23 protein-coding genes are annotated in these 24,847 nt (G+C 34.3%); 8 read left to right on the forward strand and 15 right to left on the reverse strand.

The features are described 5' to 3' along the window. Genes BLT84_RS07550 through BLT84_RS07560 form a run of 3 tightly spaced genes read right to left on the reverse strand, consistent with a single transcriptional unit; the run spans position 1 to position 1,109 of the window. Positions 1-615, reverse strand: coding sequence for a LuxR C-terminal-related transcriptional regulator (locus tag BLT84_RS07550; RefSeq protein ID WP_091263963.1), 615 nt, complete (start codon positions 613-615; stop codon positions 1-3). Between the two features lie 16 nt (positions 616-631). Continuing rightward, positions 632-838, reverse strand: coding sequence for a hypothetical protein (locus BLT84_RS07555; protein ID WP_091263968.1), 207 nt, complete (start codon positions 836-838; stop codon positions 632-634). Beyond that, positions 831-1,109, reverse strand: a complete 279-nt coding sequence (locus BLT84_RS07560; protein ID WP_091263972.1) for a hypothetical protein — start codon at positions 1,107-1,109, stop codon at positions 831-833. The genes BLT84_RS07555 and BLT84_RS07560 overlap by 8 nt, the downstream gene beginning before the upstream one ends. 141 nt (positions 1,110-1,250) lie before the next feature. Here BLT84_RS07560 and BLT84_RS07565 point away from each other — a divergent pair, with 141 nt between their 5' ends. After that, entirely contained in the window at positions 1,251-1,556 is a 306-nt protein-coding gene (locus BLT84_RS07565; RefSeq protein ID WP_091263976.1) for a hypothetical protein, read from the forward strand. On the opposite strand, the gene BLT84_RS16075 is transcribed toward BLT84_RS07565, so the two are convergent. Continuing rightward, the gene (locus tag BLT84_RS16075; protein WP_157717911.1) at positions 1,504-1,824 is read right to left on the reverse strand and encodes a hypothetical protein; all 321 of its coding nucleotides are present in this window, start codon (positions 1,822-1,824) and stop codon (positions 1,504-1,506) included. The two genes, BLT84_RS07565 and BLT84_RS16075, sit on opposite strands and share 53 nt — an antisense overlap. Before the next feature lie 43 nt (positions 1,825-1,867). Here BLT84_RS16075 and BLT84_RS07570 point away from each other — a divergent pair, with 43 nt between their 5' ends. Beyond that, positions 1,868-2,389: a hypothetical protein gene (locus tag BLT84_RS07570; RefSeq protein WP_091263979.1), complete on the forward strand. Its 522-nt coding sequence runs from the start codon at positions 1,868-1,870 to the stop codon at positions 2,387-2,389. A gap of 8 nt (positions 2,390-2,397) precedes the next feature. On the opposite strand, the gene BLT84_RS16305 is transcribed toward BLT84_RS07570, so the two are convergent. Beyond that, positions 2,398-2,529, reverse strand: coding sequence for a hypothetical protein (locus tag BLT84_RS16305; protein ID WP_262490143.1), 132 nt, complete (start codon positions 2,527-2,529; stop codon positions 2,398-2,400). A gap of 67 nt (positions 2,530-2,596) precedes the next feature. On the opposite strand from BLT84_RS16305, the gene BLT84_RS07575 reads away from it, so the two are divergent. Beyond that, a complete protein-coding gene (locus tag BLT84_RS07575; RefSeq protein ID WP_091263984.1) occupies positions 2,597-3,250 on the forward strand; it encodes a hypothetical protein in 654 nt (217 codons plus the stop codon). A gap of 351 nt (positions 3,251-3,601) precedes the next feature. Here the strand turns inward: BLT84_RS07575 and BLT84_RS07580 are convergent, their stop codons facing one another. Together BLT84_RS07580 and BLT84_RS07585 are read right to left on the reverse strand one after the other, a co-directional pair. After that, the gene (locus tag BLT84_RS07580) at positions 3,602-5,902 is read right to left on the reverse strand and encodes an FdhF/YdeP family oxidoreductase (RefSeq protein ID WP_091263987.1); all 2,301 of its coding nucleotides are present in this window, start codon (positions 5,900-5,902) and stop codon (positions 3,602-3,604) included. A gap of 1 nt (position 5,903) precedes the next feature. Then, entirely contained in the window at positions 5,904-6,272 is a 369-nt protein-coding gene (locus tag BLT84_RS07585; RefSeq protein ID WP_091263990.1) for a DUF7009 family protein, read from the reverse strand. A 370-nt stretch (positions 6,273-6,642) separates the two neighbouring features. Between BLT84_RS07585 and BLT84_RS07590 the strand changes: the two genes are divergently transcribed. The 4 genes from BLT84_RS07590 to ligD all read left to right on the forward strand — a co-directional run bounded on the left by BLT84_RS07590 (position 6,643) and on the right by ligD (position 11,360). Beyond that, the gene (locus BLT84_RS07590) at positions 6,643-7,221 is read left to right on the forward strand and encodes a molybdenum cofactor guanylyltransferase (RefSeq protein ID WP_091263993.1); all 579 of its coding nucleotides are present in this window, start codon (positions 6,643-6,645) and stop codon (positions 7,219-7,221) included. A 50-nt stretch (positions 7,222-7,271) separates the two neighbouring features. Next, the gene (locus tag BLT84_RS07595) at positions 7,272-8,009 is read left to right on the forward strand and encodes a DUF3891 family protein (RefSeq protein WP_091263997.1); all 738 of its coding nucleotides are present in this window, start codon (positions 7,272-7,274) and stop codon (positions 8,007-8,009) included. Positions 8,010-8,143: 134 nt separating this feature from the next. Next, positions 8,144-8,917, forward strand: a complete 774-nt coding sequence (locus BLT84_RS07600) for a Ku protein (RefSeq protein ID WP_091264002.1) — start codon at positions 8,144-8,146, stop codon at positions 8,915-8,917. A 1-nt stretch (position 8,918) separates the two neighbouring features. Continuing rightward, entirely contained in the window at positions 8,919-11,360 is a 2,442-nt protein-coding gene (gene ligD / locus BLT84_RS07605; protein WP_091264005.1) for a DNA ligase D, read from the forward strand. Between the two features lie 560 nt (positions 11,361-11,920). Here the strand turns inward: ligD and namA are convergent. Together namA and BLT84_RS07615 are read right to left on the reverse strand one after the other, a co-directional pair. Next, positions 11,921-13,000, reverse strand: coding sequence for an NADPH dehydrogenase NamA (gene namA, locus BLT84_RS07610; RefSeq protein ID WP_091264007.1), 1,080 nt, complete (start codon positions 12,998-13,000; stop codon positions 11,921-11,923). Between the two features lie 122 nt (positions 13,001-13,122). Next, positions 13,123-13,800 carry a M15 family metallopeptidase gene (locus BLT84_RS07615; RefSeq protein ID WP_091264010.1) on the reverse strand — a complete coding sequence of 226 codons (678 nt, stop codon included), beginning with the start codon at positions 13,798-13,800 and terminating at the stop codon, positions 13,123-13,125. Positions 13,801-13,906: 106 nt separating this feature from the next. Here BLT84_RS07615 and BLT84_RS07620 point away from each other — a divergent pair, with 106 nt between their 5' ends. Then, positions 13,907-16,363 (forward strand): zinc-dependent metalloprotease, encoded by a 2,457-nt coding sequence (locus tag BLT84_RS07620; protein WP_091264013.1) that lies wholly within the window; start codon positions 13,907-13,909, stop codon positions 16,361-16,363. An 84-nt stretch (positions 16,364-16,447) separates the two neighbouring features. On the opposite strand, the gene BLT84_RS07625 is transcribed toward BLT84_RS07620, so the two are convergent. From BLT84_RS07625 to BLT84_RS07650, 6 genes are all read right to left on the reverse strand, one after another. Continuing rightward, positions 16,448-18,910: a DUF5916 domain-containing protein gene (locus tag BLT84_RS07625; protein WP_091264018.1), complete on the reverse strand. Its 2,463-nt coding sequence runs from the start codon at positions 18,908-18,910 to the stop codon at positions 16,448-16,450. Positions 18,911-19,115: 205 nt separating this feature from the next. After that, the gene (locus tag BLT84_RS07630; RefSeq protein WP_091264023.1) at positions 19,116-19,361 is read right to left on the reverse strand and encodes a hypothetical protein; all 246 of its coding nucleotides are present in this window, start codon (positions 19,359-19,361) and stop codon (positions 19,116-19,118) included. Positions 19,362-19,446: 85 nt separating this feature from the next. Next, positions 19,447-19,692, reverse strand: coding sequence for a hypothetical protein (locus tag BLT84_RS07635; RefSeq protein WP_091264026.1), 246 nt, complete (start codon positions 19,690-19,692; stop codon positions 19,447-19,449). A 45-nt stretch (positions 19,693-19,737) separates the two neighbouring features. Next, the gene (locus tag BLT84_RS07640; RefSeq protein WP_091264029.1) at positions 19,738-20,523 is read right to left on the reverse strand and encodes a TIGR03915 family putative DNA repair protein; all 786 of its coding nucleotides are present in this window, start codon (positions 20,521-20,523) and stop codon (positions 19,738-19,740) included. Next, on the reverse strand, positions 20,517-21,788 hold the full coding sequence (locus BLT84_RS07645; protein WP_034889710.1) for a putative DNA modification/repair radical SAM protein: 1,272 nt from the start codon (positions 21,786-21,788) through the stop codon (positions 20,517-20,519). The genes BLT84_RS07640 and BLT84_RS07645 overlap by 7 nt, the downstream gene beginning before the upstream one ends. A 4-nt stretch (positions 21,789-21,792) precedes the next feature. Next, positions 21,793-24,828 (reverse strand): DNA polymerase III subunit alpha, encoded by a 3,036-nt coding sequence (locus tag BLT84_RS07650; RefSeq protein WP_091264033.1) that lies wholly within the window; start codon positions 24,826-24,828, stop codon positions 21,793-21,795. Between the last annotated feature and the right edge of the window lie 19 nt (positions 24,829-24,847).

Consider the following 24,847-nt stretch of genomic DNA (forward strand, 5'->3'; position numbering starts at 1 on the left):
TTACACTCTATTAAAATATTGGCCTACACCTTCTTGCCAAGCTCTTACTAACAGGCCATGTTTAGAATGTACTCCGGCTTTTTGTTTTAACTCTGCGTCATGTTGGTTATAGGTGCTTTCAGCTATTTTCATCTTCATTGCGATCACTAAATTTTTATGATCTTCCAGCATCTCGTCCAACATGAAAATCTCCCGGTTCTTTAATGGATTTCCGTTGAGCTTAATGGTTTTAAATTTTAGGGAAATGCAGTTTCGGGTATGTCTGTAGTTTTCTGGTTCCTGCAGAACTCCATCAATCATATCTGCATGATTATCGGTGCCGCCATACATGAAATATGTATAGAGTTCTAATTGCCTAGCTCTAGAGACTATTTTTCCATCTTCCTTATAAGTAGAAAGCACGGTTCTAGCATCTAAATTGCTGTTGTAGGCATTCATTAAGGTGCGAGTGTCTTCTGGAGAGAGCTCATTAAAATTATGAGTGCTTCCGTTTTGCGTGAATTTAACCTCTAAGGTGTCCCAGCATCCAAAGAATTCAATGTTGCTGTCTCCTGGTAATAAACCTGCAATTAAGTGTTGCGAGTGTTGTAGCGATGTTGTACTTTTGTTGTTCATGATCTATTAATTTGCGTTAGTAATTATGAATAAAGCCTGAAGTTGCTGCTTCAGGCTTTGCTTTTTTATAAGAGTTTGGGTTTGATAAGGCTACTACAATACAGATTGCCGTAAATACTACTGTAATTGCAAAAAGCATTAAGATCCTGGTTAAAACTGTATATAATTTATCCTGCACTAATAGCTTTATAAGCTCCTGGTCTCTGGTATTTTTACTATTCATGATCTGGAGGAGTTACCGGTTCTAAAATCTTTGCTCTCCTTACTGCCTCTCTCTCTTCTTTTTCTTTAAGCTCTTTAGCTAAAGCGAACATTCCATCTTCTACCTTTTTATTTGATTGTTTTCTATTGATCACTCTAGATAAATAAGAAGTGGAAAAAGGTTGGTTGAATTTATTAAAGATCATGTGCTGGTTGAAGTAAATAGAAATCTTGGCGAGATAGTTCCCACCAATGCGATCTTTTAATTGTATACTTTGGGTTGCGCTTATCATATAATTCTTCTATTGTATGTAACAAACAACTTCTTTATATTTGTTCAAGGTGTTGTTCATTGTTAACGACAAAACAAACATACAACAAAAAAAGTGTAATACACTAAATAAAGTGTAAAATAATTTTGTTAAAATTTGGCTATGGAAGATTTTGAAGAGCTTAAAGCGCTGTATTTGCAGCTACAGGGAAAGAAACCTAAGACCAAAGACGATCTGTATACAATGACAGAAATACGGAAGATTGTGGAGAGCGCGCAGGAAATTATTCGAAATAATGATGTGAACCATGCAGCAATAGATTCTTTTAATGAGGTACTGGATAGAATTACTTATTTTGAAAATTATGGAGCTTCCTCAGAATTTATTGAGAATGTAATAGAAGTAAAAGAGCGAGCTATACAGGCGTTTCAACAATTTTTTGATAGAGCTCAGGGCATAAACGTTTAAGATTGTAGCTATTAAGCATGTGGGTTCTTAGCTCTTTTGAAGTGGATACTTTTTGTCTGGAAATGGCAGATCTTTCATGATTGTCCTCGATGTCAAAAATATCCATTACAAGAAGGTCTTTATAATCTGGATCTCGGCTTTTTATAAAGAGGGTTTTTACTTCCTTATCAGTGTCGGTGATAATGTTCCCGAAAAATCGATTTGATTTAGCGGTAAGCGGACAAACATCGAAACCTAATAAAGTTAAGTAGGCATGTAGTTCTTTCATAAAGAATAAAGTTGACAAACGAATATACAATAAAAAAAGTGTAATGGACATTCGAATTAAAAAATCGATTGAGACAATAAATCATATAATTGATGATTTAAAATTCGATAATCCGAAACAATTTTCTGATTCGTTAGATTTTGATCGGCCAGAAAGGATATACAAAGTTTTACGTGGTCAAGTTTCAATAAGTAGAAATTTAGCAGAAATAATTAATAAAAAATATCCACAATATAGTATTGACTGGCTTCTCACTGGCGAGGGAGAAATAACAAAAGGGCCAGAAAAGAAAGAAATGCAGGCTAATGATGAGCAAAGTCATTACCGTAAGGGAAATGAAGACAATTATGCACTGCTTTCAGAAAAAATTGATGCAATTAACGATAATGTGATCGCTCTTGCTGAAGGAACTAAAAAGAATTTTGAAAGTATGAGCCTGGGGTTGGTTCAGCTTATGAAAAATGACATGAAATTGATTCAGTTCGTAGAAAAGCTGGATCCAGAAAAAATAGGAGAAGCCACTTTAAAGTTGGATGCGTTTATGCAGCGCCATGAAAACAGTTAAGAAGAGGACTAAAAGTCCTCAAAATAGCGATCTAATTTTTTGCGATCAGCAGTAGTATAAAGATTTCTATTTTCTAAATAATACACAAATTGAAGCATTCGCTCTACAGCAGTAAGCGTTTTTAAATAATCGATTTTCATAATAGGTTATTTGGTTAAAAATGTAGATCTGCGTAGGGGCGCCAAAAATAATTTTTAAACCTAACCGATGGGAATATTTGACATTTTTAAGAAAAAAGCTGTCACTGAAAAAGTTACTGCAGTTAAAGAAGAAAAGAAGGAAGAAACAATTTCGCAAAGTTTTATAAAAAATGGAGTGCGTTTCACATTTCCTGGTCATACAATGATCGAACTTTTAGAAGATAAGTTTGATAAAATTAAGATCTTAAGGTTTGTTTTTACTTCTGGATATGGCTTAGATAAGTATATGCTTTTTACAAAAAAATCAGAGGCCTTTTTTATTGGTTTCAGAGCAGAAGGAGATCAGATCTTTTTAATTATATCTACCTATCAAAAAGAAATTAAACTTAGTAAAGATGATTCATTGAAAGTCTTATTTACAAATGATGAATTATCAGAATTCAGGTTAGATAAAAACGGATACAAAAGCGATAAAGATGAGGGTGGTGTTATAATCGAAAGTGTTATATCCATTGATGAAGAGATATTAAGACGTTTTGTTGAAAATGATATCCAACAAATGAGATTACAAACTAAAGACGGAATAAATCATAATATCGATGTCGCATTAGACAAGGCTGAGAGGTTTTGTGAAGCAGTATTTGCTTTTCATTATTCCTTAAAAAATTTCTATCAAAAAGGTGAATACACTAAAGAGAAAGACTATTTAAATTCTAAATAAAACGTGTCAATTTTGAGTTCTGGATTCGTGCCTAGAAAAAAATTAAAAAGTAAACTGTAAAAATGTAACTCATTAAAAACCAAGGAGGTTTTCTATAAAAACTAGGAAGAACAGTACTTAAAATCCAATGATCAGCAACGGTCGTGCGGGTTCAAGTCCCGCTCCGAGTACAAAAACCCTCTTTATCTTTATGATTTAGAGGGTTTTCTGTTTTATAGAATTAAAGTTCTCTCATCGCTCCTGTAATATTTCAAACCATTGAGAAGAGATAATGCCAATTTGAGCATTAAAGGAGGCAATCACAGGAATACTGCGATAGCCGATTTTTAGCGTCTTATCTAAATAATGTTTTTAGACAACCTTTTCGATCCTGATTTTTACGGATTTGCTTATCGGGGTATTGCTTCTTTCAGCGAAGTGATTGAAAGGTACTAATGGGTTAGTTTCCGGAAAATATGCAGCCACATTGCCAAATGGAATTTTATATGGTAAAACTTTGAACTTATAAGCCATCCTCTTCTTATTATCATAAGTACTGGACAAGTCTACAATGTCAAATTTCTTTAAATTTCTTCTATCCATATCGGCCTGGTTCATAAAAATAACGCGGCGCTCATTATAAACTCCACGATATCTATCATCTAGACCATAAATTGTGGTATTAAACTGGTCATGACTTCTAATAGTCATCAGCATAAGTTCATCTTCTTGTAATTTATGGTCGGGAAGTCTGTTTATGCTAATCTGAGCCTTTCCATTGAGAAGCATGCTAAAATCTCTATGGCGAGAATTATTAGGTAGATAATAACCAAAACCTTTAGATTGTTTGCTGGTCTTTTCAAAACCTTTAGCTACCAGATCTATTTTCTCCCTTATAAGCTCATAATCTTCACCCATAGCCTTCCAAGACACGGGATGATCTTGCTTAAAGAAAGTATGCCCTAGGTTTCCAATAATTTCTGGTTCACTCATGATATTTGAAGAGGCCGGTTTTAACACACCTTTAGATTGTCTTACGCGCCCCATGCTACTTTCCATAGTTAGAAAACGAGTATTGCCGTTCTTCTCATCTTTTTCAGACCTACCAAAAGTTGGTAATATTAATGCGGTTTTACCTGTAACCAGATGAGATCGATTTAATTTTGTACTTATTTGAACTGTTAATTTACAATTGTTCAAAGCCTCTGCAGTATAATCTGTGTCTGATGCAGCCATTAAGAAATTACCACCCAAAGCCACAAAAATACTCGCTTTCCCGGAATGCATTGCCTCCATAGATTCTACCACATCAATTCCTTTTTTGGTTGGTGGGTTAAACCCCATGTGCTTTTTAATACGTTCATTAAAATCTTCATCTATATAGTGCATAATCCCTACGCTGCGATCTCCTTGAACATTACTATGTCCACGAACAGGGCAGGTACCTGTATTAGGTTTTCCAATTGCACCTTTTAAAAGCAAAAGATTTACGTATTCTCTAATGGTCTCAACACCATTTTTATGTTGGGTTAAACCCATAGCCCAGCAAATAATGATCTTAGATTTTTTAGCTAATATTTCTACAGCCTGATTAATTTTTTCGTTAGATACACCAGTCATCATTAATAATTCTTCCTCATCAAAAGATTTGAGATCTTCTATCAATTCTGAATAGCCCTGTGTATAGTCATTTAAAAATTCATGATCAAAAACAGATTCATCTAAAACATCTCTTTCAGCTAAACGTTTTAAGATGAGCTTTACTAAAGGAATATCCTGATTGATATTTACAGCTAAATGTAAATCTGCAATGTCTTGGCCCGTACCCACCAATCCTTTTAAATTTTTAGGATTTTTGAAATTCACAAGTCCGGTTTCCTCAAGTGGATTTATTGCAATGATGTATCCACCGTTTTCCTTACATTTTTCTAAAGCCGTTAACATTCTAGGGTGGTTGGTACCAGGATTTTGTCCTGCTATAATGATAACCTCTGCCTCGTAAAAATCTTCTAATTTTGTACTTCCTTTTCCTATTCCTAATGTTTCGTTTAATGCAACACCACTAGATTCATGGCACATATTACTGCAATCTGGCATATTATTGGTTCCGTAAGCACGTACAAACATTCCGTATAAAAATGCTGCCTCATTACTGGAGCGACCAGAAGTGTAAAAAATTGCTTCATTTGGAGACTCAAGTTCACCTAATTCTTTAGAAATAAGATCGAATGCCCCTTGCCATGAAATAGGTTCGTAATGTATCTTTCCTTCTCTTAAAACCACCGGCTCTACTAATCTTCCAAATTTGTTTAGTTGAAAATCTGTTAATTCAGATAGTTCTTCAATGGAGTATTTCTTAAAAAATTTTGCATCTATTTGACTGTGAGTTGCTTCATCTGCCAATGCTTTTGCACCGTTCTCACAATATTCTCCAATTTTAGAAGGGTTTTCAGGATCTGGCCATGCGCAACTTGGGCAATCAAATCCATCTTGTTGGTTAATTGTAAATAGACCACGCATAGAATCTACCACGCCCATTTCTTTAAATGTATGTTTGATGGTTTCCTTTATCGCAAGTTTTCCCGCAGCATGGGTAATAGGATCACTAAATTTTAGATCTCGAAATTCTGTAGGACCTCTATGATTTACTTTTCTATTGTTCTTATTTTCCATGTTAATTCGCGAGAGATTTAGGGTTAGGATAATTATTAGATTCATCTTCGCCTCGATCTTCCAGGCACGTGAAATCTTTTTCTAGTAGAATATCTATTGTTCTATTATTATTGGTTGGGGCAGTATGGGAAAAACCAACTTTGTTGTTAAAATACCATCCTTCTATAAGTTTTTCAGGAACGTGTAAGAAGATTTTATTGTTCGTAAAATCTATGGCTAATTCTTTAACATCAGATACACCCACAGCGTAGCTAAAATCTATACTCGGGAAGTTAGTTATTTCTTCTATGTAGTTGGTTCTGCATAAAATTTCTACTTCATCTTTAGTCAATCTAAAACGCACAGAATTTCCACGAATTCTTATTTTCATTGCAACTTTCTTTAAATTAAAACTGATTTTTCATCAGCTACTCTTTAAAGTTAAATGATTTCAGTTAAAAATTTTACAAAAGCGGTACAATTTGAGAATACTTTAATAACCTTTTAAGTATCAATAAAACTTAGCTTCTATTCAAGGTATTTTCTGAAAGGCTTTATAAGATTTTTAATTTGAAATTACAGTCTAGCTTTAAGTCACAGATAGGTATGAAATATGGAATATTTAAACGCTAATTACAATCAGGAAATAATATGTAGCTTCTAGAAAAAGCATAAATTTATCATAGAAATTAGGTATTTTATATAACAGTATATCGGTTTTTTTAAAAAAAAATCTAGAGAAATATACTTACACAATATTTATGATGAGATCAGATTTAGAAGTCTTCATTTTAGCCGGAGGAAAAAGTAGAAGGATGGGTTCTGAGAAAGGGCTTGTAAATTTTCATGGAGAACCCATGATAGCGCGTATACTAAAGGTACTTGAAGAATTAGATCTTCCAGTGCGTATTATTAGCAGTAATAGTGATTATTTAGAATTTGGAACTCCGGTATATCAAGATCTTATTCCAGATAAGGGGCCTCTTGGAGGTTTGTATACGGCATTAGAAATATCAAGCGCTCCAAAGATCATTTTGCTTGCTTGTGATATGCCATCTATTAATATTGAAGCACTTCACAAACTTATAGAAATGTCTAATTCCGAAGAATTGATTGTAGCTACAGATGGTAAGACTATTTCTCCATTTTTTGCATGTTATCCCAATTCTATTAAAGCCGATGTTAAAAGAGCAATATTAGAAGATAAGCTAAAGATGCTGGATTTTATTTATAATCATCCACATAAGATATTGAATTTAATAGCCGTTGGAGAAAGAGAAGTGTTGCAAAATTTGAACACTATGAAAGAATTAAACGAAGCAGAAAATAATAGTAAATAAAACAGGACAACAGAAGAAATACAGCTAATTAAGAATGCTAAATTGAAGATATGATTGTAAATACTACTAATGAGGGTTGGGAAATTTTTTCTCATTCTGCTCATGGTTTATTAGCGGGAAATATTGCAAATCATCTTGCTGAAAAATTTAAACATGAAAATTGGATTGCAACATTAACTGCTATTATTGAGCATGATGATAGGCAATTAAATTTTGAAGAAAAGAATTATCTTACTGAAATAGGCACTCCTTTAGATTTTCTTGATGAGCACAGAACAACCCATGATATTTTGAGTAGGTCTCAAAGACTTTTAGATGAAGCACAGAAAAAGTCTACGTGGGTAGCAATATTTATTATGCATCATCTACAATTTATATATAGTGAGGATGCTAAAGAGAGCAAAAGGGTTTCTAAGTTCTTGTCCAATCTGGAAGCAAAGAAAAAGAACTTTATGAGCAACTATAAACTAAGTTCTAGTGATGTAGATAGTATATATCAAATCATGGTTTTTGCAGATAGGTGCTCATTAATAATGTGTCAGAACGGAATACCATCTCTAGGTAGAAAGTTAGAAATAAATACTAGTATTGGGGGTAAAACCTATTTTATAATGCAAAATGAAGCTGAGCAAGTTAGGATTGAACCATGGATTTTTGAACCCTCAGAATTTAAAATTACCTGCGAATATAAACTATTAGAAAAAAGTTCTTTTTCTAGTAATAAGCAATTTGAAACCGAATTAGAAAAGTCTTCTATAAGAATTAAAGAGTGGACACTTAAAAAATAATTTGCGTACTTAAGAACAATTTCACATCTACACGTAATTTAAAGTTAAATCTATTTTATAGCATTTCGCTCTGAATGAAATGGAGTAATTTTTAATTTTGAAATGTTAAAATTTAATAACTAAACATCATTAATATGAGATCTGTTTGGAATGGAAGTATTGGGTTTGGATTGGTATCAATTCCGGTAAAATTATATTCAGCTTCAGAGGAGCGGGGGCTAGATCTAGACATGTTGGACGTTCATGATGAGGCTCATATAAAATATAAGCGTGTAAATGAAAAAACCGGAAAAGAGGTAAAATGGAAAGATATTGTAAAGGGCTATAAGTTAGATGATAAGTATGTTATTCTAGAGGACGAAGATTTTGACAATGCGAATATCAAAAAGAGTAAGACCATAGATATAGAGTCTTTTGTAGAGGAGACAGAAGTTGCAGATGTGCTTTTTAAAAAACCTTATTTTATTGAACCTCAAAAGGAGAGTGGGAAATCCTACAATTTACTTCGTAATGCTTTAAAGAAAACGGGTAAATTAGGAGTCGCAACTTTTGTGATGCGTCAAAAAGAGAACCTATGTCTTATAGGGGTTTATAAAGACGTTTTGGTGTTGCATGTAATAAGATTTTCTCATGAGATAAGAGATGCTGAAGAGCTTAAGATACCTAAAACAAAGGTACTTAAGAAAGAAGCCGAGATGGCAGAGTCTTTAATAGAACAATACACAGAAAAGTTCGACTTTAAAAAATACAAAGATGTGTATAATACGCAGTTATTAAAGATCATCAAACAAAAGTCTAAAGGCAAAAAGAGCAAAATAGATAAAGTAGAAGATACGCCTACAGCAGCTAAAGATCTAATGGCTCAATTAAAGGCTAGTCTTGAGCGTAAAAATTCCAAAGCATCTTAACGTGGGCCTCGATAAATATAATAATAAGAGAGACTTTAAAAATACCCGAGAACCCGAAGGAAGATTAGATAATTCAAATTTAAATAGATTTGTAGTGCAGCGTCATGAGGCGAGTTCTTTGCATTACGATGTGCGTTTAGAAATGGGTGGTGCCCTTAAAAGTTGGGCGGTGCCAAAAGGGCCTTCGATGAATCCAGAAGATAAGAGACTTGCTGTAGCAACAGAAGATCATCCTGTTGAATATCTCACTTTTGAAGGTGTTATTCCTAAAGGTAATTATGGAGCAGGGTCTATGAGTATTTGGGATGAAGGAACTTACAGCACAAAATCTGATGCACTAGAAGAATATGAAGCTGGAAAATTGAATGTTCATTTTTCTGGACGAAAGCTGAAAGGATTATTTTCTTTAGTGAAAACCTCCTATCAGGGTAAAGAAAATCATTGGTTATTAATAAAAACATCGGATGCTTATTCCTTAGTACAGACTTATGATGCAGAGATATATAAAGAGGAGCTCAGTCTGGATCATAACTTATCTCAAAGAACTTCCCTTTTAGATAGTACTATCAAACCAATGTTAGCAGCACCGGGTTTGGAGGTTTTTAATAGCCCAGATTGGATCTATGAAATTAAATATGATGGTTACAGGGTTATCGCACATATACATGAAGGTGAAGTTTTATTGCAATCAAGAAATGGGATTTTACTTAATAATAAATTTCCAGAAGTAGTAGACGAGCTAAAGAGTTATATGCATAATTCGGTTTTAGATGGTGAGGTTATATTTGTAGATAATAATGGAATTCCTCAATTTCAGGAGTTACAAAATTATCCAGAAACTACTAAAAAAGGAACTTTGCAGTTTATGGTTTTTGATTTGCTATACCTTAACGGACATAATACAATACATCTACCTTTAATAGATAGAAAATCTTTATTAAAAGATCTTATTGCTGAAAGTAATACAATTGTTTATTGTGAACATATCTCGGGCATGGGCAAGGCTTTGTATAATAGAGCTGTAGATCTTGGAATGGAGGGCATTATTGCGAAAAAAGCAAGTTCTACCTATGAACCTGGTTATAGAAGTGAAGATTGGTTGAAAATAAAACCAACAAAAAGTAGTGAGGCTATAATATGCGGTTATACAGTTTCAGACAAAAATAATAGAGCTTTTGGATCTCTAATTCTTGGGATGGTTAATGATGAAAAATTGGTTTACGTAGGGAATTGCGGAACTGGTTTTTCTGATAAAAATTTACAAGAAATTAAAAGTAAATTAGATCCTTACATAGTAAAAGAACATCCATTTGAAACTAGCCCTAATTTAAAAGGAAGAAATGCCATTTGGGTAAAACCAGTTCTTATTGGTGAGATCACTTTTTCAGAATGGACCAAAGATCACAAATTGCGGCATCCGGTTTTTAAAGGTTTGAGGCAAGATAAGGAACTTCCAGATACAATTATAGCTCCATCAATTCTGAAAGAATCAGGAACTTATTATTCACCAGACTCAAAAATAAATGCTAGTGATGAGAATGTCTTAACACTTAATGGAGTTCATGTTCCTATCTCAAATTTAGAAAAAGTTTATTGGCCAGAAAGCGGCTTACTAAAATATGATCTAATAGATTATTATCTTCAAATAGAAGAATACATAGTTCCTTATTTAAAAAACCGGCCTCAAAATTTACACAGACATCCCAATGGAATAGCAAAGCCAGGTTTTTATCAGAAAGATAATGAATATCTACCAAGATGGATAGCTACAGAAAAGATAGAGTCTAGAGCTGCAAAGAAGACAATAGAATATCTTTTATGTCAAAATGAGGCAAGTTTATTATATATGGCCAATTTAGGGTGTATTGAGATCAACCCGTGGCATTCTACCATTCAGCATTTAAATAATCCAGATTATTGCATTATAGATCTAGATCCTTCAGAAAAAAATTCTTTTCAGGAAGTATTAGAGACTACACGTGTAGCAGGATCAATATTGCAACAAGCAGAGATCCCAGCTTTTTATAAAACTTCAGGATCTAGTGGTATGCACATTTATATACCATTAGGTGCTCAATATACGTATGGAGAATCTGTGAATTTTGCGAAACTCATTTGCATTTATATTCAGGAGCAGCTTCCTTTACTAACAACGTTAGAGCGTAGTTTGAGAAAGCGCGGACCAAAAATATACTTAGATTATCTACAAAATAGAAAGGGACAGACCATAGTAGCACCATATAGTGCAAGACCAAAGCCGGGAGCTACCGTTTCTGCACCTGTAACCTGGCAAGAAGTAGAAGCCGGATTTAATATTATAGATTTTCACATCAAAAATATGCCTCAACGTTTAGCGCAAAAAGGAGATCTATTTAAAAATCTGTTAACAGAATCATTAGATATGGGAACGGCTTTAATAAAATTAGATGGCATATTTAATTAAAGATTTTTAAAAGTATAAGGCGGAAACTTATATCGGTTGAAGCTGTAGTTTGAGAATATCTATTTTGAAACTACTATGGCTTAGAAGCAACGGAAGAAAATAATGCCGACAAGTTTCCAACAAATAAGCCCTACCCAATTTGTCTTTCACCAGCCGGCACCTTTTCATTTTACAAAATAACTTGCACGATTAGTGAAAGTTTATAATCAAATTCAAGCTTAAAGTAAAGATGTTTCACATCTCTATGAACTAAAAACAGAATCTTTTTTTTACAAAATGGTTATACATTGCTCATATTGAATGAGTAACAATATATGATGTAATTAGCAGGACAAAAGGTAGGGTTCTTCCTAGGGCGAAAATAAGCAAAAACAGATAATCTTTGTTAGAAAAATGAGAATTTTGTATAATTTTAATTGATTATGATAGTAATTTCATTTTTAAAACCTTTAGCATTGGTTATTGAATTGTTCTGATTTGTAACATCATAAAAACAAAAAAAAGGTCATGAAAATGATTTCATGACCTTGAGGATATAATGTAAAATTACTTTATTGAGGCTAATTTCTTTTAGCTCGTTTATATTGATTTGGCCATTCTAAATCCATTTTCAATTCTTTAGCAGCTTCTAATGGGAAATAGGGAGTTCTCAAAAATTCTCTAGCCATTAAAATAAGATCTGCCTTCTTGTTTTCTAATATTTCTTCTGCTTGCTGAGGTTCAACAATTAATCCTACGGCGCCTGTAAGAATATTGGCTTCACGTTTAATTCTTTCTGCAAAACCAACTTGATATCCTTTTTCAGCAGGAATTACAGCATCTGGTATCAATCCTCCAGAAGAACAATCTATAAGATCTACACCTTCTTCTTTTAAGAGCTTAGATAATTTTACAGATTCTTCAATGTTCCATCCGCCATCTGCCCAATCTGTAGCAGAAATTCTAACAAATAAGGGGAGTTCTTTTGGCCATACTTTTCTTATTTCTTTGGTAACTTCTAATACCAATCTACTTCTGTTCTCAAAAGATCCTCCATATTCGTCGGTTCTTTTATTGCTTAATGGTGATAAAAATTCATGTAATAAATATCCATGAGCAGCATGGATCTCAACCACTTTAAATCCTGCTTTATAAGATCTCTCTGCAGCTTCTTTGAAATCTGATATTACTTTATTTATTCCTTTTTTATCTAACTCTATTGGAGCAGGATCATTTTCATTAAAAGGAACGGCACTAGGTGCTACAGTTTCCCATCCACCATTTTCTGGTTGTACTCTGTTACCACCTTCCCAAGGGGGAGCACAAGAGGCCTTTCTTCCAGCATGCGCTAGTTGAATCCCAATTTGTGTGCCTTGAGCTTCTACAAAATCTACAATTTCTGCAAGTCGTTCCATATGTTCATCTTTCCAGATTCCCATATCTCTTGGAGTAATTCTTCCTTCAGGAGAGATTGATGCTGCTTCGGTAAGTATAAGACCGGCACCTCCCACAGCTCGGCTACCTAAATGTACCAAATGCCAGTTATTACTAAATCCATCTTCGCTACTATACATACACATTGGTGAAACGGTAAGTCTATTTTTTATATGTAGATCTCCAATTTGGATTGGAGAGAATAATGCAGGTTCTTTTGTACTCATAATGTCTTATATATTTTGAATTTAACTGAATTTTGATGTCATTTTAGTCGTAGAGGAGTAGGTACATTACTATATCAAACTATAAAATTGCCATAAAATATATGATTATACAAGATTGAAAATTATTGTATCACAAAATCAAAATACGTGTTTGGAAATGGCTCCCCTCGTAATGTAAAATGCCACCACTCTTCAGAATAAGATCTAAATCCATTTCTGCTCATCACCAATTTTAAAAGTTCTCTGTTCTTATGTTGTTTTGCTGTAATACTGGTGGTATACAAATGGGAAACTTCTCCAAAGAAATCATAAGTTCCACCCATGTCTAGTTCTTCCAAGGTATTAGCATCAATAATTGTTAAGTCTATTGTAGAACCCCTGGAATGACCAGATCTTGTAGCAATATACCCTAGATTAAAAAGGTTGCGTTTGTCTTGCTCTGGATAGAACTCCTCTTTACCTATTGTATCTTCCGGTTTTTTTGCCCATTCTATAAAATAATTTACAGCTCGTTGAGGGCGATAGGCATCAAATATCTTTAAACACAACCCTCGAGCTTCTAATTCTAATTGTACGTTTTTTAGCGCTTCTGCAGCTTGTTTTGTAAGAATAACTTCAGCTTCATTATATCCAGGAAGAGGTCTTCCAACAAAATTATGAGTACCTGCATATCTTAGATCTACCTGAATATCTGGAATAACCTGCTTTACTTTTACAAATTCTTTTGGTACAGCATTTTCATTGCAAATCTGCAGATTTGTTATGGTGAAGAGAGAAATCAGAAAAACAATATGCTTCATTTATAGCTTCAATTTTTTGGAAAGTTAATTAAAAAATGCGCTTTAGAGGGGGGTATCTTTTTAAGATATCAGATGCTTTACATATCTTGAGGCTTAAAAAAAATTTATGGTTAGAAAATTTTCGATAATAGTGCTCGCAGCGGCACTCGCAACAGGCTGTAAGAGCCAGGATATAATTTCCGGTAAGAACGGTAAAAGTGCTCAAACCACAACAGAGCAGAAAAAGAAAAGCAATGGTCTAAAATCTTATGCTGAGGTAATTACTAAAGAAGCTAAGTCTGATGAAGGCCTATTTACAACTCATCAGGTAGGAGATAAATTATATTTTGAGATTCCATTAACACTTTTTGAAAAAGATATGTTATTGGTTTCAAGAATTGCAAAAGTGCCTTCAGGTTATGGCGGAGGCTATGTAAATGCAGGTTCTAAAGTAAATGAACAGGTGGTGCGCTGGTATAAGCGAAATAACACTATAGACATGAAGGTGATAAGTTTTGAAAATCAAAGCGATGAAGAATCACCAATTTATAAGTCTGTTTCTGCAAATAACTTTTCTCCAATTCTCTTTAGTTCTAAAATAGAAGCTTATAGCACAGATTCTACTAAAGTTGTGATTGAAGTGGGAGAGCTTTTTGAATCTGAAGTTGCTGCTATAGATGGACTTTCTCCTTCACTTAGAAAAGAATACAAAGTTAAAAAGTTTGATAAAAGCAGGTCTTATATAGAATCTGCACATGCCTATCCTAAGAATGTTGAGGTAAGACATGTGATGACCTATGAGGCAGAAACACCACCGGAAAGAGATCAAGCCGGTACAATTTCACTTTTAATGAATCAATCTATGATCTTATTGCCAGATGATAAGATGCAACCAAGAATTGCAGATGATAGGGTGGGATGGTTTAGTGTTAAGAAGTATGATTATGATTCAGATCAGTTAAAATCTGATGATTATGAAATTATTAGACGATGGAGATTGGTTCCAAAAGATATGGAAGCTTATAAGCGCGGAGAATTGGTAGAACCTGTAAAGCCAATTGTCTATTATCTAGATCCGGCAACTCCTTTAAAATGGCGACCATATTTTAAACAAGGTATAGAAGATTGGAATAAGGCTTTTGAAGAGGCAGGATTTAAAAATGCAATTATCGCAAAAGATCCTCCTAGTAAAGAAGAAAATCCAGAGTTTAGTCCGGAAGATATAAGATATTCTGTAGTTAGATATGTAGCTAGTACTACCAGAAATGCTGTAGGCCCTTCAGTTATAGATCCTAGAACAGGAGAGATCATAGAAAGTGATATTATCTGGTACCACAATCATTTAAGATCTTATAGAAATAGATTTATGATAGAAGCTGGAGCTCAGAATCCTGCTGCAAGAAGTTTGAATACTCCAAAGAAAGAAATTGGAGAGATGATGCGTATGGTTATTGCACATGAGGTGGGACATGCATTAGGCCTGCCACATAATATGAAAGCTAGTGCTGCGTATCCCACAGATTCTTTAAGATCTGCTAGTTTTACTCAAGAATACGGTCTAACTCCCTCTATAATGGATTATGCGCGTGTAAACTATGTAGCTCAACCGGAAGATAAAGGGGTAAGATATATTAGAATGATGGGACCATATGACAAATATGCTATTAATTGGGGGTATAGATATTTGCCATCTGCTCAAAATTCTAAAGCAGAAAAGAAGACCTTAGATGCATGGATCTTAGAAAAGTCTGGAGATCCTATCTATGAATTTGGTGGGGGATATGACGGTGTAGATCCTCAAGCTCAAAGAGAAAGTTTAGGTAAAGATCAGGTAAAGGCGAGTGAATACGGACTCGCAAATCTAAAAAGAGTAGTTCCAAACTTAGTAGAATGGACGGCTGCAGATGGTAAAAATTATGATGATCTAGAAGAAGTATATAAAGAGCTTATCAATTTATGGAGAGGATATATCTACCATGTAGTTACAAATGTTGGTGGTGTGTATGAGACCAGAAAAACTAGTGATCAAGACGGTTTGGTGTACGCCGCTGTTCCCAAAGAGATACAAAAGGATGCAGTTAGGTTTTTAAACCAAAATGCTTTTAACACTCCAGATTGGTTGTTAGAAAAAGATATTTTAAATAGAATTGAGGCTTCTGGTGCTATAGAAAGAATTCAGAATTTACAAACAAGAGCATTAAACTATCTTTTAGATGAAGGTAGAATTAAAAGAATGGTGAGCAATGAGCAAATGAATGCAAGAGACGCCTATAGCGCAGTAGAATTTATGGAAGATCTTAGAAAAGGGATCTTTTCAGAATTGTATGCTGGAAAGATGGTAGATGCTTATAGAAGAAACTTACAACGATCTTTTGTGGATGAAGCAGCTCAATATGTGCAAGAATTAAAAGCTCAGGAAGATCAGAAAATCTTAAAGTCTGATGTTATTGCGCTAATGAGAGGAGAGATGCAGCGTCTAAAGTCTGATCTAAATTCAAGAAAGATGAGATCTTCAGATCAATTAACTAGATTTCATTGGGCAGATCTAATCGCTAGAATAGATGCAGGTTTAAGAATAGAGTAGCTACTCAATAAATCTATTTACATTTAATTAAAAAGAGGTAATTCCTATGAGAATTACCTCTTTTTTTATATGCATACTCCAAAATTAGATCTTACCATAGGTGTTCGCTGTTCTAGGTTGGTCTGGAGAGATCCTATCATTTTTAAACCAATTTTTCATTCTATTGTAATCTAAAAAGTAACTAACGCGTAAAGACAAACTATTTATCTGGGGCTGATCGAACAGTATGTTGAAATTATTAGAGAAATTAATTTTTGAATTTTCTATGTAACTGTCTATCGCATTTCTGTAAAGTAACGTTAGCTGGCTTCCCGGAGCGAACCACCACGAATATCTAAGATCTATGTTCCAACTATTATAAGTAGTGTCAAATGTATTCTCATATCCATTTCGGAGATCTAAGGTGCCGTTAGGCTGTAGATTAAAAAATTGATCATATTGAACTTCGGTATAGTAATGTCTAAATGCCAGATTTAGCGCCATTTTATTATTGAAAATATATCTTGACTCTAAAGAATTTATAATGGTATTTCTATTCCTAGAACCTATTACGATCTCATCACCTAAAAGATCTACAAAACCTTGCTCCTTATCAGAAAGGCTAATAGTAGTAGAAAGTAATACTTTAAATTTATCAGAAACTTGAAAGCTTGGATTCACATCGATATTTAAGATGCCACGTCCTTTTTCATCATATTTATACCAATCTGCAGACGCAGATAATCGTAGCTTTTTACGGTAATCTGTACTAAAATATATCCATTGGTCATAATAAGAAGGAAGCTCTAGATACCTTCCGGCTACTCGTGGTTCATAAATATCCTGTGTTCCTAATGGAGTAGTTTCAAAACCAAATCCAAAATTGAAGAATTCTTTTGTAGTAAAGCTCGAATTAAAATTTAAGATCAGATTACTAAAAAGGTCTGGTTCTAATCTACGCTGATGGAAAACATTAAAGTTAAGGTACATTGTATTTAAGAAGCCTTTAGGTTGCAAATACCTATATCCGTAATATCCCGAATAATTAATGTAATTGGTAAATCCTGAATATCCTAGGTCATTAATATCATAATCTTTGCTTCTATAGTCCATCTGAACATTCAACCGGTTCTTTCCGTTAATCTTCGCAATTCCAAGAACTCCTTCTGTTCCAAATTTTGTTCCTTCATCCATTACCCAGCTACCTTCTGCATTCGCCCAATAATTCATGGTATTCTTTTTATTGGTAAGATCTAGATAAAGCCCGGTAGCGTTGGCATCTCTAAAGTTTCCATCTCTTGTAGTATTAGTATTTACTATAGATACAGAAGAATTCTCTCCAAAGCGTTGGTCTAGTACAAGTATGTTATAATTGGTTAGTGGTTCTACTAATTGTTTTCTGAAAGTATTATTCTCTGTATTTTTTATAGTAGCGTATGTCTTTTTGGTAACGGCATTGAAAAAACCTATTCCTAATCCGTTATCTGTTCTTCCAGAAATCTTTAACGCGTTCAAAAGATCTACTGTAGTAGGAAATGAGGTAAACTCTTCATTTTCTAATAATTCTGGTCTTCCAGAGGGGTTTCCTCCAACTCTTCTGGAGTAAAAAAGATTCCCTTTAGAAAATAATTCTGTCCCTTCAGTAAAGAAGGGTCTTTGCTCATTATACTGAACTTCAAAAGCAGAAAGGTTTAAGACAGCATCATCAAATTTGGTTTGTCCAAAATCTGGTATAAGTATCATGTCTAAGGTAAACGCATCATTAATTCCATATTTAAGATCCATTCCTCCATTCACGCTTACCTCTGTAGTTCCATCATAATTATTTAGATACGTAGAAATGTAAGGTTGAAATGAGAGACGGGTAGGAGTGTTGATATTTTGAATTCCGTAGATCTCTCCATCGTAGATAGAAAAGGAACCTTTAGAATTATCTACAGGGCTCCAGCTATATCTAGCACCACTCCTTCTATACTCACGTTCCATATTTAATCCCCATTCCTGAATATTTTTCTTAGGGAATCTAAGTTCAGAGTATGGGATAAATATTTCTACAACCCAGTCTTTTTCATTTATTTGAACCGCACTATACCAAACTCCATTCCAACTGGAATCTTCATTATCGTTGGTCATTTTAGCGTCGTACTGTACCCCAGCAGCAGTTATTATAAACTGTAGACTTTGTTGTCTATCATTATAGCCATTTAAGAGAATAAAGAAAAAATCGTCATTACCAATATTGTCACGTTCGGTTAGTTCTTTAGGGATATTTGTAATGTTTGGATCATTTAGGGTGGCTCCAAAATATATACCTAGATCATCGTACACGATCTTTACATTGGTTTGAAGGCTATCTGGTATGGCAATTCCATTAGTAGGCGTTCGTTCTACAAAATTGGTAGCTATAGGTGCGTTTATCCATGCTTCATCATCTAAAATCCCATCAATTTTTGGTGCATTAGCAATTCTAATGATATTTATGGATTTTCTGGGGATGGTATCGTTTTCCTGAGCATGGTTAAGCTGAAAAATGAAGATTGTGATGATGATGAATAAGATAGATTTCATTGATGAAGTTTCTTAATAGACACCACTTTAGGTAAATTGTTGCAGAAAATATTGAATTATTAATTTAAAATTTATAAATCGCTATAATTTAGGAGAATATGAGGGTGATTTTTAGTGATCTTTGATCGGTCTTTTTGAGAGATAGGAATAAAAAAACCGTCATTTAAGACGGTTAAACTAAAAAATGGAAAATAAGAATTATTAATTATTCCATATCATCTGCAGCTTCTTCACCATTCACATCATCTGCATCGTGAATTTCTTCATCAATTTCTTGTTTCAATTTTTCAGCGCCTTCTTCCATTTTATCACCGGCTTTTTCAGCACCTTCTTTAATGTCTTTTCCAATAGCTTTAGCAGCATCTTCGGTTTTCTGTTGGGTAGATTCTCTGCAGGAAGTTAGAGAACCGGTAATTCCGCAGATCATAAGTACTAATAAAAATTTTCTCATGGGTTTAGATTTTAGATATTAATTTAATTAAAAAAAGCCATCACAAAGAAATTTGAGATGGCTTTTTAAATATTATAGTGAAATACTATTGCATGTCGTCTGCAGCTTCTTCACCGTTAACATCGTCAGTTCCTTGAACTTCTTCATTCATTTCATTAGATGCATCTTGTGCAGCTCCTTCAATTTCGTTTCCAGCAGCTTCAGTGTTGCTTTCGATGTCGTTTCCAACAGCTTCAACAGCATCTTCAGATTTCTCTTCTGTAGTTTCTCTACAAGAGTAAAGAGATAAAGTTAAAACTGCTCCTAATAATAATAAAGATAATTTTTTCATTGTGAAATATGTTTAATTAGTTGAACAGCAAATTTAAACTAATTTTTAATTTTGCCAAGAACTCTTTTCAGTTAAATATTTCCAATATCTTTTAGGTACATGTTGTATGTGAAGGCGCATATTTACTCGAGATTTGATGTTTGTGCTTTTAAAATATTGTTGCCATAATTGTTCAAATTCTATCTCTTCATCCTTATAAACTGCAGAATTTTGCGTATTTAGATCATTATTTTTTGTAATTTCAAGACTTATATAGTTGGTTTTTTGCAAATTATAGTATAAGCCTATTTTTCTTTTAAGGTCATATATTATCCAATTTTGATCTGCATATCTTCTTTCAAAATGATCTAATATAATTGGAAGCACATTAAAGTCTGGCTCCATTACTGCGAAAAATATGTTGTCTTTGGTGAGCTTGAACCTAATAAAAGCTTCCATTCTGTGCTTTTCCCGATGAACCATTTTTACGATCTGCTGAATTTCGAGAATAACAGGATTAGAAAAATCCTTATCTACAGGAATTTTAGAGAAAAATATAAGCTTTATATAACTTAATAATTTCATCTCAATGCCCATTTGCTCGCTCAGAAAAGCGTAATGTACTTTTCTTACAACTGCTGAAGACCCTTTTTTTATAAGTCCGGAAGTGACTCTTTTTGCTTTGGAATTATCTGTTAGTACACTTTCTATAGTAGAGAACATATCGGGTTGTAATTGCTCTGAATATGAAATCCCCAGAACATTAATTTTCTCATCGAAGATTTGAAAAATGCAAGTGAGAAAGCCTTCAAAGCTGCCGTCATAACTTAAATGAACTGGTTTTGTTACCATTTAGCTTCAAATAAACTTAATTGATTGCTGTAATCTTTTCTGAATTTTGATGCAGAATTCTGTAATATGAGTCCTTTTATTTTTACTGCTGTGAGATCTCTTTTTTCAAAATCTCGAGAATCGCACGTAATAAAATATTTTGCTCTGTTTATAGCAATACCAATCTTTTTAAGATGATCCCAATTTAACTTGCTATATCTTCTTGCTTCAATTATTTTGTAAACAGACTTAAGGCCTATTCCCGGAATCCTTGTGATAAGGCTTTTATCTGCTCTATTAATATCTATAGGGAACATGTCTAAATTTCTTAATGCCCAGCTAAGCTTTGGATCTATTTCTAAGTCTAGGTTTTGATTCTCCTCATTTAGAAGTTCTCGAATGTCGAATCCGTAAAACCTAAGCAACCAATCTGTTTGATACAATCTATTCTCTCTTAGCAGCGGCACCGGGCTTCCTAAAGCAGGCAGTCTGGAATCTTGAGCGATTGGAATATATCCTGAATAGTATACTCGTTTCATCTGGAATTTCTTGTAATAATAAGCTGCAGAGTACATCACGTCTCTATCACTTTCTCCGGTAGCCCCAACTATCATTTGAGTGCTTTGGCCTGCGGGTGCATATTTAGGAGTGCTTCGAATCAATTTTTTTTCGTTTTGATAAATTTGAATACTATTTTTAACCGCTTCCATAGGTTTTATAAAGTCTTCATGCTTTTTATCTGGTGCCAATAATTTTAATCCTGAAATGGTTGGGATCTCAATGTTTACCGAAAGCCTATCTGCATAAAGACCGGCTTCTCTCATTAACTCATCACTGGCTCCAGGTATAGATTTTAGATGTATATAACCATTGAAGTTTTCTTCTAATCTCAGTTTTTTAGCCACTTGCACCAAACGCTCCATGGTATGATCTGGACTTTTAAAGATCCCGGAACTTAAGAATAAGCCTTCTATATAATTTCTTCTATAGAAATTCATGGTTAGGCTTACTACTTCTTCCACTTTAAATGCGGCTCTTTTTATATCGTTACTTTTTCTGGTAACGCAATAGGCACAATCAAAAATACAGTGGTTAGTTAATAATATTTTGAGAAGCGATACACATCTACCATCTTCTGTATAGCTATGGCAAATTCCCACGCCATCACTGTTACCCAATCCCTTATTTTTGTTAGATCTTTTGCTTCCACTACTGGAGCATGAAATATCATACTTTGCGGCATCTGCCAGAATATCTAATTTTTCTTTAATTCTTTCGAAAGACATATTTTTAAGATTTGGTGTGAACTTCTTTTCGTTCTTCTAAACTTTTCATTTTTTCCAATCGGTGGCCTGTAGCCAAATTTTCTTCAGCAAAACGTGGGTCTGTGATGTAGGATTCTTTTCTCATCTTACTGACTTCAATACTCAAAAAATCAAATTCTTCCGTCACTTTTCCGAAGAGAGCATAAACTCCGGGGCCTCTAAAACTAAATTTCTTTGCTACTGGTGGAAACAGGATCGTATCAAAAAATTGACCTTGGCTATCTATAAAGGTTCCAAAATGCATGCGGTCTCCTTTAGCAGTCTTTGTGTTTTTAACGGTCACCAAATAGCCGTAGATCAAAATATTCCGATTTAAAAAATCTTTAAGATCTTTCTGGCCATGTGTGGTTTTAGGATCTTCTTTAAGAAGTTCAAAATGGCCACACAAAGGGAATCCTAAAAGCTCTATTTGCTCAAAAGCTTCTTCTAAACTGGTAGTGTTAAGTGCAGGAAGTGTAAAATTTTTATGCTTCGGAACAAAAAGCGGTAACTGGTCTGGACGTTTTGGAGCTTTGCTAAGCTTAAAATGTGCTTCCCATAAGAGCTTATATTTATCTACTCCTGTAAACCGAAAAGAGTTGATCCTTATAAGGATGCTTAATTGCTCAATCCCAATACTTACTCTATTAATAAAATCTTCTAAAGATTTAAAAGCACCATGAAAATTTCTATTTTCTATAATTCTTTGTGCGGCGCGCTGCTCCAGTTCTTTTAGATATCCAAAGCCCAGATAGATGGTTTTCCCTTGTATGGTATTGTGAAAATCGCCTTTATTTATACAAGGTGGTTCTATAGTAGCACCCTGCATTTTAGCCTCATGCACATACATCTCTGGTGAATAAAAGCCTCCGCCATTATTAAGTGTTGCCACCATATATTCTAACGGAAAATAAGTTTTTAAAAATAAACTCTGATAGCTTTCTACAGCATAGCTGGCAGAATGGCCTTTAGCAAAAGCATATCCTGCAAAACTTTTTATTTGATCCCAAACTTCAAAAATGGTCTTCTCTGCTATTTTCTTTTCTTTACAATTAGAAATGAACTTTTCTTCTACCTGCTGAAATTCTGCTCTGGAACGATACTTTCCGCTCATTCCTCTTCTTAGCACATCTGCTTCTCCTAAGCTAAGTCCGGCAAAGTAATGCGCTACTTTTATCACATCTTCTTGATAGACCATAATTCCATAAGTATCTGGCATAATACGAGCTAGTTCTGGGTGCGCATTGCTGCGGCGTTCTGGATATCTATGTCTCATAATATATTCTCGCATCATTCCGCTTTTAGCAACACCGGGTCTGATGATAGAGCTTGCTGCTACCAAACCTAAATAAGTATCGGTTTGAAGTTTTCTTAGCAACATGCGCATCGCCGGAGATTCTACGTAAAAACAACCAATACAAGAAGCTTCCCTAACCAGCTTATTAATATTAGGATCCTCTTTCATTTTATGTATATCATGAATATCAAAAGGTGCAGCATTTGGCTGATTTTGTTCAATAATTTCTAAAGAATCCCTAATCTTTCCTAAACCCCGCTGCGCTAGGATATCAAACTTATATAAGCCAACATCTTCGGCAATTACCATATCAAATTGTACCGTAGGAAATCCCTTTGGAGGCAGGTCTAAAGCAGAGAAATAGGTGAGGGGTTTGTCTGAAATTAAGATACCTCCTGCATGTATACTAATGTAATTTGGCATTCCTTGAATAAGATCGCCATATTTAAGCACGATCTTATGCAGATTGTCTATTTCAGATTTTGGAAGATATCCATCACATAGCTTGTCTATATCTTCTTTTGGCAACCCAAAAACCTTTCCTAATTCTCGTATTACTGCTTTGTACTGAAAAGTGTTATAAGTTGCTAACAGCGCAGTATTCGGAAACTCTTCAAAAATAAATCGGGTGATATCTGCTCTGTCATTCCAGGCAAAATCTATATCAAAATCTGGCGGACTCGTTCTGTATTCATTGATAAAACGCTCAAAATATAGATCGAGTTCTATGGGATCTACCTCGGTGATCTGTAGTAAATAAGCAACAATGCTATTTGCACCACTTCCTCTACCTACATAAAAATATCCTTTTTCACGAGCATATTCACAGATGCGCCAATTCAGAAGAAAGTAAGAGACAAAGTTTAATTGCTTGATCACCTTCAGTTCAGAATTCATACGGGTATAAACCTCTTCTTTAGCTTCAGGATATCTAAAGGATACCGCTTTCTGGCATAATTCATCTAGCAATTGCTCATCAGACGCTCTACTTTCTCTAAATATCTGCTGATTTTGAGGCTTCCTATTTGCTGAAAAATCGAAATTAATTTGACACTCGTCTAGTAATTTCTGAGTATTCTCCAGTATAAACGGGAAGTCTTCAAATTTTTCTTTCAACTGTTCTAGCGGAAGCATTCTTTCATCGATACCTGCCTGCTCTTCTGGCTGAAGCTTGCTTAGAATAGTATTATTGTCTATAGCGCGTAAAAGTCGATGTGCGTTGAAATCTCTTTTATTTCTAAAGGTTACAGGCTGTAACACCACCAATTTTGTGGTGAGTTCTCTCAGTTTTGAAAATCTAAGTTTTCGCAATTCGCTCACAGAAACCCCTATAAATTCATTGGGTTGAAATTGAGTGATCTCTGCCGCCATGATTTTCTCGAACGGATAGATCACAAAAGCTTCTTTAAAAACAGGAGCTTTTTCGGGGATCTTAGATTTTTGGTGCAGATGTGTAGATAGATAATCGTTAAGCTCTTTAAAACCTTCGTTATTTTTGGCAATAGCTACAAATTGTTGCTGTGCACCATTTCTAAAATCAATTCCCAATACAGGTGCTATGTTATATTCTGAAGCTTTTCTCACAAAATTTAAACATGCAGAAGTGTTGTTGATATCTGTAAGTACCAACTTTTGAACATGATTTTCCTTGGCCAGTTCCAGTAAATCAATTTCTGAAAAAGTGCCGAAGCGCATGCTATAATATGTGTGGTTATTTAGATACAAGCTAATAGGGAGTAATTAG

Origin of the sequence: Gillisia sp. Hel1_33_143 (assembly GCF_900104765.1) — a bacterium.
In the GTDB taxonomy this organism is placed as follows: domain Bacteria; phylum Bacteroidota; class Bacteroidia; order Flavobacteriales; family Flavobacteriaceae; genus Gillisia.

What these genes read in the sequence shown, in the direction of transcription:
- BLT84_RS07590 (WP_091263993.1), top strand. Translation starts at nt 6,643, where the DNA reads ATGATGAGATCAGATTTAGAAGTCTTCATTTTAGCCGGAGGAAAAAGT.
- BLT84_RS07625 (WP_091264018.1), bottom strand. Translation starts at nt 18,910, where the DNA reads ATGAAATCTATCTTATTCATCATCATCACAATCTTCATTTTTCAGCTT.
- BLT84_RS07555 (WP_091263968.1), bottom strand. Translation starts at nt 838, where the DNA reads ATGAATAGTAAAAATACCAGAGACCAGGAGCTTATAAAGCTATTAGTG.
- BLT84_RS07595 (WP_091263997.1), top strand. Translation starts at nt 7,272, where the DNA reads ATGATTGTAAATACTACTAATGAGGGTTGGGAAATTTTTTCTCATTCT.
- BLT84_RS07580 (WP_091263987.1), bottom strand. Translation starts at nt 5,902, where the DNA reads ATGGAAAATAAGAACAATAGAAAAGTAAATCATAGAGGTCCTACAGAA.
- BLT84_RS16075 (WP_157717911.1), bottom strand. Translation starts at nt 1,824, where the DNA reads ATGAAAGAACTACATGCCTACTTAACTTTATTAGGTTTCGATGTTTGT.
- BLT84_RS07585 (WP_091263990.1), bottom strand. Translation starts at nt 6,272, where the DNA reads ATGAAAATAAGAATTCGTGGAAATTCTGTGCGTTTTAGATTGACTAAA.
- BLT84_RS07575 (WP_091263984.1), top strand. Translation starts at nt 2,597, where the DNA reads ATGGGAATATTTGACATTTTTAAGAAAAAAGCTGTCACTGAAAAAGTT.
- BLT84_RS07640 (WP_091264029.1), bottom strand. Translation starts at nt 20,523, where the DNA reads ATGGTAACAAAACCAGTTCATTTAAGTTATGACGGCAGCTTTGAAGGC.
- BLT84_RS07615 (WP_091264010.1), bottom strand. Translation starts at nt 13,800, where the DNA reads ATGAAGCATATTGTTTTTCTGATTTCTCTCTTCACCATAACAAATCTG.
- BLT84_RS07645 (WP_034889710.1), bottom strand. Translation starts at nt 21,788, where the DNA reads ATGTCTTTCGAAAGAATTAAAGAAAAATTAGATATTCTGGCAGATGCC.
- BLT84_RS07635 (WP_091264026.1), bottom strand. Translation starts at nt 19,692, where the DNA reads ATGAAAAAATTATCTTTATTATTATTAGGAGCAGTTTTAACTTTATCT.
- BLT84_RS07630 (WP_091264023.1), bottom strand. Translation starts at nt 19,361, where the DNA reads ATGAGAAAATTTTTATTAGTACTTATGATCTGCGGAATTACCGGTTCT.
- BLT84_RS07600 (WP_091264002.1), top strand. Translation starts at nt 8,144, where the DNA reads ATGAGATCTGTTTGGAATGGAAGTATTGGGTTTGGATTGGTATCAATT.
- BLT84_RS16305 (WP_262490143.1), bottom strand. Translation starts at nt 2,529, where the DNA reads ATGAAAATCGATTATTTAAAAACGCTTACTGCTGTAGAGCGAATGCTT.
- BLT84_RS07550 (WP_091263963.1), bottom strand. Translation starts at nt 615, where the DNA reads ATGAACAACAAAAGTACAACATCGCTACAACACTCGCAACACTTAATT.
- BLT84_RS07560 (WP_091263972.1), bottom strand. Translation starts at nt 1,109, where the DNA reads ATGATAAGCGCAACCCAAAGTATACAATTAAAAGATCGCATTGGTGGG.
- BLT84_RS07620 (WP_091264013.1), top strand. Translation starts at nt 13,907, where the DNA reads ATGGTTAGAAAATTTTCGATAATAGTGCTCGCAGCGGCACTCGCAACA.
- BLT84_RS07565 (WP_091263976.1), top strand. Translation starts at nt 1,251, where the DNA reads ATGGAAGATTTTGAAGAGCTTAAAGCGCTGTATTTGCAGCTACAGGGA.
- BLT84_RS07570 (WP_091263979.1), top strand. Translation starts at nt 1,868, where the DNA reads ATGGACATTCGAATTAAAAAATCGATTGAGACAATAAATCATATAATT.
- namA (WP_091264007.1), bottom strand. Translation starts at nt 13,000, where the DNA reads ATGAGTACAAAAGAACCTGCATTATTCTCTCCAATCCAAATTGGAGAT.